The following is a 9,037-nucleotide window of genomic DNA, read 5'->3' as shown; positions in this document are numbered from 1 at the left end:
CGCAAGGGGGGCCGCATCTCCCTCCCACGCCTCGAGCCATAGCAAGATCCATCCGCGAGCCAGATGCTGCGGCAAATAACCCATCCAGAACCCAGAAAAGACGCTACCTTAAAAGCGTTATGGAAACGCTATTAGAATGCGGCTCCCGCTCGGGCGGATGGCCGAGTCGGCGGCGCCCCAGCACTTTCACCGGTGCAGATTGAGGGAGTATGGACAAGCCTTCATACCTCGGCAAGGGCGGCGACAACCCTGCACGCCCCAAGGGCACCGACGCACTGCAAAGCGTCCTTGGAGAGGTGGGGCGGCGGCTCGAGGCGCACAGGGTCCGCCTGGTCGCTCTCAGGGCGGGCGGTGCGAGCTGGGAGCTGAGGTGGACGCAACCGGGTACTCAGCCCGAACATCCGGCCCCTTCACCCGGCGATTCGCCCCCTTCTCCGGCGCTTCCTCCCCGCTGGCTCGAGGTGCTGCAGCAAGACGGCGCTATCCGGCAAAGCGCGCGAGGCCCCGGCACCCTGGCGGTGCTGGTCGTCCCGGTGTGGACGGAAGGGGAGTTGTGGGGCTTCATCGAGGCGGCCAGCGGCAGCGCCCGGCGCTGGCGGGCCGCCGACGAGGCCATAGCGCGCCAGTACGCCGCTTGTGCGGGCTCACTGTTGGAGCAAATACACAAAGGGATCTACCTGGATTCCCTACTGGAAAATGCTACCGCCTTTTACGTCGTGCGGACGGACCTGAGTGGCCGAGTGACCTACGCCAGCCCCTCCTACCGCCGCTCCTTGGGGCCAGGCGTGGAACTGCCAGGCTCGAGCGCGCTCGAGGCCGTGTTGCCGGAGGACCGCGCTTGCTGCGTCGGGGCGGTGCAGCAAGCGCTCGCCGAGCCGGGAAGGGCGGTCTGGGCGGAATTGCGCAAGATCGGCCCAAGCGGGCGGCCCCAGCCGACGGCATGGGAGTTTATCGCCGTTCGTGGCCTCGACGGCGAGGTGCGCGAGTTGCAGTGCGTAGGCTACGACCTCTCCCGCCAGCGGCGCTGGGATTTGTTTCGCCAGGAGATGCTGGGGCTTTACCGGCTGCTCATCGGCAAAGGGCTCGGCGAAGCCACCTACTCCCAAATCCTCCGTGCGGCGCTGCGGGCTATCCCCGCGGCCCAGGCCGGCAGCGTCACGCGCCTGATGCCCGACGGGAGCTTTGGCTTCGTGGCCGCCGAAGGCTACGACCTGAAAGCGCTCCAGAAGGTGCGGCTACACCCGTCTGAGCCCCTCTCTCTCAGCCAGCACACCAAGGCTCAGGTGTTCACCCAGGAGGACCTGGCCCGCTTCAACGCCCGGCTCGACCCCCAGCGACGCTCCATCCTCGAGCGCCACGGGCGCACCCGCGAAATCCAAGCGCTGCTGTCGGCGCCGGTGTGGGTGGACGAGAAGCTACAGGCTTACTTGTACCTCGACAACTTCGAGCGGCCCGACGCCTTCGACGAGCTGGACCTCGAGATGGCCCACAACTTCGGCACTCAGATCGGGCTCTTGCTGCAGAAGCTCGAGCTCGAGGCCCGGGTAACCCACCTGGCCTACCGCGACCCCCTGACCGGCCTGCTCAACCGCACCAGCTTCGGCCACAAGCTGGCCGAGGCCCTGGAGGCGCTGCGCCACGGGCGCGGGCGCAGCCTCGCGCTGCTGTACCTCGACCTCGACGGCTTCAAGGAGATCAACGACCTCTTTGGCCACGAGCACGGCGACCTGTTGCTGCGGGAGGTGGCCTCGAGGCTTCAATCGGCAGTCCGGGCGGGCGACCGCGTGGCCCGTCAGGGCGGCGACGAGTTCTTGCTGCTGCTGCACGACCTGGCCGATCCCGCCGACGTGATCCCGGTCGTCGAGCGCATCCTCGAGCTGCTCCGACATCCCCTCACCCTCTCGGGCGTCTCCCACCGGTTATCCGCCTCGGTAGGGATCGCCATGGCCCAGGCCCAGAGCACCCCCCAAGCCCTGCTGCGCGAGGCCGACCTGGCGCTGTACGAGGCCAAGGCGCAGGGCCGCAACCGTTACGCCTTCTTCGAAGCCTCGCTCCAGAAAGCGCTGGAAGAAGACGTGCGCCTGTGCGAAGCGCTGCGCCAGGCGCTCGAAGGGGATGCGGGCGCCGATGAGCCGCTGGCCCTCCATCTCCAGCCCATCGTGAGCCTGCGTGAGGGCAAGCTCCACCACTTCGAGGCCCTGCTGCGCTGGGGCAAAGCCCCTCCCTCGCGCTTCATCCCCCTGGCCGAACGGCGGGGCCTGATCCGCCCTTTGGGGCGGTGGGTGCTGCAGCGAGCCGCGCGGCTGGCGAGCGCGTGGGGCATCCCGATCTCCGTCAACGTCTCCCCCTCGGAGCTCACGGGGGACTTCGCGCGCGAACTGGAGCAGGTGATGCGAGAGGCTGCCGTGGCACCCGGGGGGCTGATCCTCGAGATCACCGAGGCCGCCATCCTGGCCGAGGGGACGCAAGCGGTCCTCGAGCAACTGCGCGCCCTGGGGGTGCCGCTGCACCTCGACGACTTCGGCAGCGGCTACTCCAGCCTCGAGTACCTCGTGCACCTTCCCATCGACACGCTCAAGCTGGGCCAGGGATTTCTCAGGGCCCTGGGCGACCCTCCAGAGCTTTCCAGTCCCGCCGACCGCGTGGTGCGGGCGGTGGTGAGCTTGGGGAAGAGCCTGGAACTCGCGGTGATCGCCGAGGGAATCGAAAGCGAGACCCAGCTCGAGTACCTCAAAGGCCTGGGGGTGCAGATGGGACAGGGGTACTTCCTGGGCCGACCCGCGGGGGAGAGCTCGGCGGCCACCCGGTGGGGCTTGGGCCTATAAACCCACGGGAAGCGCCGGCGGCATGGCCTACGCCCACATAGCCTTGGACGATGGCCTTGGAGATGTACGGGCCCAGGCAGGTCCCCCGTACCCCTCGTTCAAACACCGGGCCAGTTTACGGATATATCCCCTGGGGGTATACTGGGCTGAGCGGCTCTACGGAGCGCACGAGGAAAAGCCATGGAGAAAATATTCCCCGACGACATCCGCAAACAGGTACGGGAGGTGCCGGGCGCCATCCAGCAGCCCGTGGAGGTGGCGGTCTTCACGCCGCTCGAGACCCTTTTGATGCTGGGCACGGGGGGTGTGCGCTGATGGAGCGCCTGCGCTCCTTCCTGGCCTGCCGGGTGCAGGGCTTCTCACTGTGCCGGGTCATGCCCTGGCTCGTGGTGGGCCTGGTGGCCCTCGTGCTGCTCAACAGTTGCGCCCCCAAGCCGGGCTACAAGGACGTGAGCGTGCAGGAGCTTCAGGCCGCCGGCGAGCCCGACCGCATCGTGCTGGACGTGCGCGAGCCCTATGAGTACGCCGAGGGGCACGTGCCGGGGTCCATCCTGCTGCCCCTGGGGCAGGTCGCCGCCCGGGCCGGGCAACTCCCCAAGGACGCCCCGGTGTACGTGATCTGCCGCAGCGGCAACCGCTCAGTGCAGGCCAGCCGGACGCTGGCCGAGCTCGGCTTCAAAGACGTGCGCAACGTACAGGGCGGCATACTGGCCTGGCAGTCGGCGGGCTACCCCCTCGAGCGATGAGCCTGAGCCCCGATGCCCTCCTGCTGGGAGCGCTGGCCCTGAGCTGGCCCAACCTGGCCCTGCTGCTGGGGATCCTGGCCTTCACCGCGCTGGCGGCGCGGCGGGGCCTGGAGGCCCGGAGCGGGTGGGTGCTGCTGGCGGCGCTCCTGGCGGCCCGGCTGGGGTACGCGCTGGGGCACCTGGGGACCTGGCCCGACCTCGCCTCGGCCCTGCTGGGGGTCGTGGACCTCCGCAGCGGGGGCTGGAGTTGGTGGTGGGGGCTGGTCGGGGGCGCGGTGATGGCCGGAGCCCTGCTGCGCCGGGAGGCCGGGCGGCTTTTGGTCCCCGCCGCCGGCGCCCTCGCCCTGGCCGCGCTGCCGCTGGGGCTCCAGCAGGTGCTGCTGCGCCCCGGCCCGGCAAGCGAGAGCCTGGCCTTCGACGCCAAGCCGCTGGCCTACCTCGAGCCCGGCCACTCTCAGCCCATCCCGGCGCGCTTCGGCGACCTGCCCAAGCCCATGCTGCTCAACGTCTGGGCCACCTGGTGCCCGCCCTGCCGCAGCGAGATGCCCCTGCTGGTGGAGTACCAGCAGAAAGGCTACCCCATCGTGCTGCTCAACGCCGGGGAGGACACGGAGGCCGTCCAGGGCTTCCTGAAGGAGGCTGGCCTGTCGGCCCGAGTCTTCCTGGACGGCGCCAACCTACGGGGGAGCTTCCAGGTCAGCGGCCTACCCACCACCTTGCTGATCGGGGCGGACGGGCGGGTCCTGGCGCGCCACCTCGGCCCCGTCAACCGGGCGCAGCTCGAGGAGCTCCTCGAGCGGCTGCGGTAGACTATTCCTGACGCGCCCATAGGATAAACTGTTGCCCAGGGAAATACCCCTGAGGGATACCCAGCCTGCGAGGTGAACCTTGAGTGTCGTTGCGAACCGAAGCCGACCCCAGCGCAAGCCCCGGCCCGCTCCCCCGACCAAGGAGCAAGTGCTCAACCGCCTCAAGCGCCTGGAGGGCCAGGTGCGCGGCCTGCAGAAGATGGTCGAGGAGGAGCGCGACTGCCGCGAGATCCTCACCCTGCTCTCCGGCGTGCGCAGCGCCCTCGAGGCCACCGGCGACATCATCTTCGAGACCTACCTCGAGGAGTGCCAAGCCGACTTGGCCAAGGGCCAGGGGGACACGCGGGCCATCGTGGAGGCCGTGCGCCTGCTGCGCCGCTAACCCGAGCTTCCCACCCCGGCCAGTCGGCGGGAGCTTCAGCGGGCCCCCGTGGAGACCTGGCCCGATGCGCTGTCCGGCACACGGACGTGGCGCAGCGCCCCCAGCAGCGAGGCCGTGAGTTCGCGCACCGTGAGGCCCAACGTGGGCTCGGGGTGGCCGATCCAGTGCACGCCGAGGGCAAAGCCTGGATCCTCGATGAACAGCCCCTTGAGGGCACCGGTGCTCACCTCGGGCTCGATGAAGGAACGACAGACGATGCCCACCCCGAGCCCGTCCAGCGCCGCCGCCTTGACCCCCAACAGGCTCCCGCACTCAACGAAGCGCTCGGGCACGATGCCATGGCCCTCGAGGAACTGCTCCAGCCGCAGGCGCAGCCTCGAGTTGCGCTGGGGCACCAGGACCCGCGCCCCCTCCAACTGCCCCAGCGCGATACCCCCCAGGCCCGCCCAGGGGTGGCTGGGCGCGACTGCCAGCATGGCCTCGTCGGTGGTGACGCGCCGGGCCTCGAGCGGCTCCGGCAGGGCCTCGCTGCCGCCGAGCACCAAGGCCCCGTCGAGGTCGCGCTGGTAGACCTGCTCGATGAGCTCGAGGGTGGTGCCGTGCACGAGGTGCAGATCGAAGCGGGTTCTGCCACCCTCGGCCTCGGCCCAGCGCAGCAGCGCCGCCTGAAAGCGCGGGATCAGGCTCCAGGATAGGCCCACGGTGAAGGCAGGGGTGCGGCGGGTGCGCTGCTCCTCGATGAAGCGAGTAGCCTGTGCCAAGCTGCGGCTCACCGCGCACGCGTAGGGCAGGAGGGCCCGGCCAGCCTCGGTCAGGACGATCCCCTTGGCGGTGCGCTCGTAGAGCGGTTGCCGGAAGATGTCCTCGAGGGCTTTGAGCGTCTTGCTGATGGCGGGCTGGCTGAGGTGCAGCACCTCGGCTGCGCGGCTGAGGCTGCGCAGCTCGGCCACCACGCAGAACACCATCAGGTAGCGGGGGTTTAAGCGCATGGCAGGTGTTGTGGCAACGATTATACCTGAGGGGTTATCAGAGGTATAACCCTTAGCTACTTGCCATGACCCTGGGTAATGCCTAACCTCTAGTCAGCCGGAGGAAAGCCCGATGATTGCCAGGGAAGAAGCGAAGATGAGCATTACGGTGAAAAGCCGCCTCCACCACCGCATCCTGATCATTGGCGGAGGAACGGCGGGCCTGACGGTCGCTGCCCAGTTGCACCGGAGAGGTGAACCGGATGTGGCCGTCCTCGAGCCCTCACCCAACCACTACTACCAACCCGCCTGGACGCTGGTGGGGGCAGGGGTCTACTCTGCGGCCGCCACGGCACGACCCCAAGAACCCCTCATACCCACAGGCGTGAAATGGATTCAAGACTACGCCGAAGCCATCGATCCCGAAAGCCAGAGCGTGGCCACCCGCAACGGCCTGGAGATCGGCTACGACTTTCTGGTGGTAGCAGCGGGCATCCAGCTCGACTGGCACAAAATCGAAGGACTGGAAGAAACCCTGGGGAAAAACGGCGTCAGCAGCAACTACCGCTTCGATCTAGCCCCCAAGACCTGGGAGTTTCTACGAGGCTTTAAAGGCGGTGTAGCCCTTTTCACCGCTCCCAGCACACCCATCAAGTGCGGTGGGGCTCCGCAGAAGATCATGTACCTCGCCGCCGACTACGCCCGTCGGCGGGGAATCGCCAAGGAAACCCAGGTGATCTTCGGCTCCGCCGGGACCACCATCTTCGGGGTTCCCGAGGTCAAGGCGGTGCTGGATAAGGTGGTCCAGCGGTATAACATAACAACCCGGTTTCACCATGAGCTCGTAGCCGTAGACCCACGGCGGAAGGAGGCCACCTTTGAATTCACGCCCAACCACCCCCTGGTCAAATCCAACCCCAGCGCCTCGAGACCTAGGGTTGTCATCCCCTTCGACTTCCTGCACGTCGTGCCACCCCAAAGCGCCCCCGACTTCATCAAGCAAAGCCCCTTGGCCGATCCTTCGACGCCTCTGGGCTGGGTGCAGGTGGACAAGCACACCCTTCAGCATACCCGCTATGCCAACGTCTTTAGCCTGGGCGACGCGAGCAGCGCCCCCACCTCCAAAACCGGGGCGGCCATCCGCAAGCAGGCTCCAGTACTGGTGGAGAACCTTTTACAGGTGATGCGGGGCCAAGATCCCCAAGCCCGGTACGATGGCTACACCTCCTGCCCCCTGGTCACGGCTTATGGAAAGATGTTCCTCGCGGAGTTTCTCTACGATAACGTCTGGCATCCCACCCTTCCCGTTATCAACACCCAAAAAGAGCGCTACGACATGTGGTTGTTAAAGAAGCATGGGCTTCCCCTCATGTACTGGAACCTCATGCTCAAGGGTCGGGTTTAATACCCCCTGGGGGTACTTGACATATACCCCCCAGGGATATATCCTTGCGCTTAGGAGGTTTGCAGATGCTGTTCCGACAGATCTATGAGGAGGGGTTAGCCCAGGCCAGCTACCTCATCGGCTGCCAGGCTTCGGGCGAGGCGGTGGTGGTGGACCCCCGCCGCGACATCGACGTCTACTTAGCCGAGGCCGAGCGTAACAAGCTGCGCATCGTGGCCGTCACCGAGACCCACATCCACGCCGACTACCTCTCCGGCGCCCGCGAGTTGGCCAAAGTTACGGGCGCCAAGCTCTACCTCTCCGACGAGGGCGATGAGAACTGGAAGTATAGGGGCCTCGAGGGCTTCGACTACCAGCTCCTCAAGGACGGCGACGAGTTCAGGGTGGGCAACGTCCGGATCAAGGCTCTGCACACCCCCGGTCACACCCCCGAGCACCTCTCCTTCCTGGTGGCCGACGGAGCGGTGACCGAGGAGCCCCTCCTCTTCCTCACCGGCGATTTCGTCTTCGTAGGCGACGTAGGTCGGCCCGACCTGCTCGAAGAGGCCGCCGGCCTCCTGGGCACCGCCGAGCCGGGGGCCAGGCGCATGTTTAAGAGCCTCAAGGAGAAGTTCCTCACCCTCCCCGACCACGTGCAGGTGTGGCCCGGCCACGGCGCCGGCAGCGCCTGCGGCAAGGCCCTGGGGGCAGTGCCCTCCAGCACCGTCGGTTACGAGCGCCGCTTCGCCTGGTGGGCCGACTATCTGGCCAAGGATGACGAAGAGGCTTTCGTGAGGGCCCTGCTCTCCGGCCAGCCCGAGGCTCCCAGCTACTTCAAGGAGATGAAGCGCCTCAACCGCGACGGCATGCCCATCCTGGGCGGCATCCCCCACCCAGGCCGCCTCACCAAGGCCCAGTTTGACCGTTATTTGCGGGAGGGGGCCATCCTGGTGGACACCCGTGACAAGTTCGCCTTCGCCGGGGGGCACCTCAAGGGGAGCATCAACCTCCCCGCGGGCAAGGGCTTCTCCACCTGGGCCGGCTGGCTTTTGCCCTACGACCGCCCCCTGGTGCTGTTGGCCTCGCCCCAGCAACTCGAAGAGCTCACCCGCCAGCTCATCCGCATCGGTCTGGACGACGTGCGGGGCTACGTCCCCGGCCTCGAGGGCTACGCCGAGGGCGAACTGGAGACCGTCCCCCAGCTCACCGCCGCCGAGCTCAAGGCGAAGTGGGAGCGGGGCGAGGTGGTCGTCCTGGACGTGCGCGGGGCTGACGAGTACGCCCAGGGCCACATCCCCGGTGCCCTCAACCTCCACGCGGGCCGGGTAATGAAGAACCTGGGGCGCATCCCTAAGGACAAGCCCGTGGTGCTGCACTGCCTGGGGGGCGATCGCTCTTCCACCGCCGTCAGCGCCCTGCTCTCCGCCGGCTTCACCAACGTCATCAACCTCACCGGGGGGATCCGGGCCTGGCAGGAGCAGGGCTTCCCCACCGAGAAGGGCGCGGCGCGCGAAGCGGTGAAGGCCTGAGTGAAGCTTTGCCTGCCCCCGAGCCCGCAGGCTCGGGGGATCTCCCAAAGCGAACACACCATGACCCGAAACCTCGATCCCAAGACGGCTTACCGCACCCTCGAGCGCTACCAGGTGGTGGACGTGCGCGAGCCGGAGGAGTGGGCCGAGGGGGTGCTGCCGGGCGCCGTGCGGCTCCCTTTGAGCACCCTCGAGGCCAGGGCTGCGCTCGAGCTCGAGCGCGAACGTCCGGTGCTGCTGTACTGCCGCAGCGGCAACCGCTCCCAAGAAGCCCTGAAGACCCTCCTGGCGCTGGGCTACCGCAAAGTCTGGCACCTCGAGGGCGGCATCAAAGCCTGGCGCGAGACGGGGATCCCCTGCGCCAGCCCGACCTAGAGATCCAACGACGAAGGAG

The 9,037-nt window shown here is 67.5% G+C and carries 9 protein-coding genes; 8 read left to right on the top strand and 1 reads right to left on the bottom strand.

Annotation, left to right across the window (positions count from 1 at the left end; all coding sequences use genetic code 11):
- The first annotated feature begins 209 nt into the window (after nt 1-209).
- The 5 genes from Mrose_RS01640 to Mrose_RS01625 all read left to right on the top strand — a co-directional run bounded on the left by Mrose_RS01640 (nt 210) and on the right by Mrose_RS01625 (nt 4,762).
- On the top strand, nt 210-2,825 hold the full coding sequence (locus Mrose_RS01640) for a bifunctional diguanylate cyclase/phosphodiesterase (protein WP_119275691.1): 2,616 nt from the start codon (nt 210-212) through the stop codon (nt 2,823-2,825).
- Nucleotides 2,826-3,005: 180 nt separating this feature from the next.
- Nucleotides 3,006-3,140 (top strand): hypothetical protein, encoded by a 135-nt coding sequence (locus Mrose_RS19595; RefSeq protein ID WP_275052648.1) that lies wholly within the window; start codon nt 3,006-3,008, stop codon nt 3,138-3,140.
- Nucleotides 3,140-3,571 (top strand): rhodanese-like domain-containing protein, encoded by a 432-nt coding sequence (locus Mrose_RS01635; protein WP_245969425.1) that lies wholly within the window; start codon nt 3,140-3,142, stop codon nt 3,569-3,571. The genes Mrose_RS19595 and Mrose_RS01635 overlap by 1 nt, the downstream gene beginning before the upstream one ends.
- A complete protein-coding gene (locus Mrose_RS01630; RefSeq protein ID WP_119275690.1) occupies nt 3,568-4,380 on the top strand; it encodes a TlpA family protein disulfide reductase in 813 nt (270 codons plus the stop codon). Before Mrose_RS01635 ends, Mrose_RS01630 begins: the two co-directional genes overlap by 4 nt.
- Nucleotides 4,381-4,459: 79 nt before the next feature.
- On the top strand, nt 4,460-4,762 hold the full coding sequence (locus Mrose_RS01625) for a metal-sensitive transcriptional regulator (protein WP_245969423.1): 303 nt from the start codon (nt 4,460-4,462) through the stop codon (nt 4,760-4,762).
- Between the two features lie 35 nt (nt 4,763-4,797).
- Here the strand turns inward: Mrose_RS01625 and Mrose_RS01620 are convergent, their stop codons facing one another.
- On the bottom strand, nt 4,798-5,751 hold the full coding sequence (locus Mrose_RS01620; protein WP_119275688.1) for a LysR family transcriptional regulator: 954 nt from the start codon (nt 5,749-5,751) through the stop codon (nt 4,798-4,800).
- A gap of 148 nt (nt 5,752-5,899) precedes the next feature.
- Between Mrose_RS01620 and Mrose_RS01615 the strand changes: the two genes are divergently transcribed.
- The 3 genes from Mrose_RS01615 to Mrose_RS01605 all read left to right on the top strand — a co-directional run bounded on the left by Mrose_RS01615 (nt 5,900) and on the right by Mrose_RS01605 (nt 9,018).
- Entirely contained in the window at nt 5,900-7,135 is a 1,236-nt protein-coding gene (locus Mrose_RS01615) for an NAD(P)/FAD-dependent oxidoreductase (RefSeq protein WP_245969421.1), read from the top strand.
- A 65-nt stretch (nt 7,136-7,200) separates the two neighbouring features.
- Complete coding sequence (locus Mrose_RS01610) at nt 7,201-8,643, top strand: MBL fold metallo-hydrolase (protein WP_119275686.1); 1,443 nt, start codon at nt 7,201-7,203, stop codon at nt 8,641-8,643.
- Nucleotides 8,644-9,018, top strand: coding sequence for a rhodanese-like domain-containing protein (locus Mrose_RS01605; RefSeq protein ID WP_245969419.1), 375 nt, complete (start codon nt 8,644-8,646; stop codon nt 9,016-9,018).
- Nucleotides 9,019-9,037: the final 19 nt, after the last annotated feature.

This window comes from Calidithermus roseus, from assembly GCF_003574095.1.
Classification (GTDB): Bacteria; Deinococcota; Deinococci; order Deinococcales; family Thermaceae; genus Calidithermus; species Calidithermus roseus.
The sequence above is the reverse complement of the archived record's forward strand: the minus strand, read 5'-3'. Positions and strand labels throughout refer to the sequence as shown.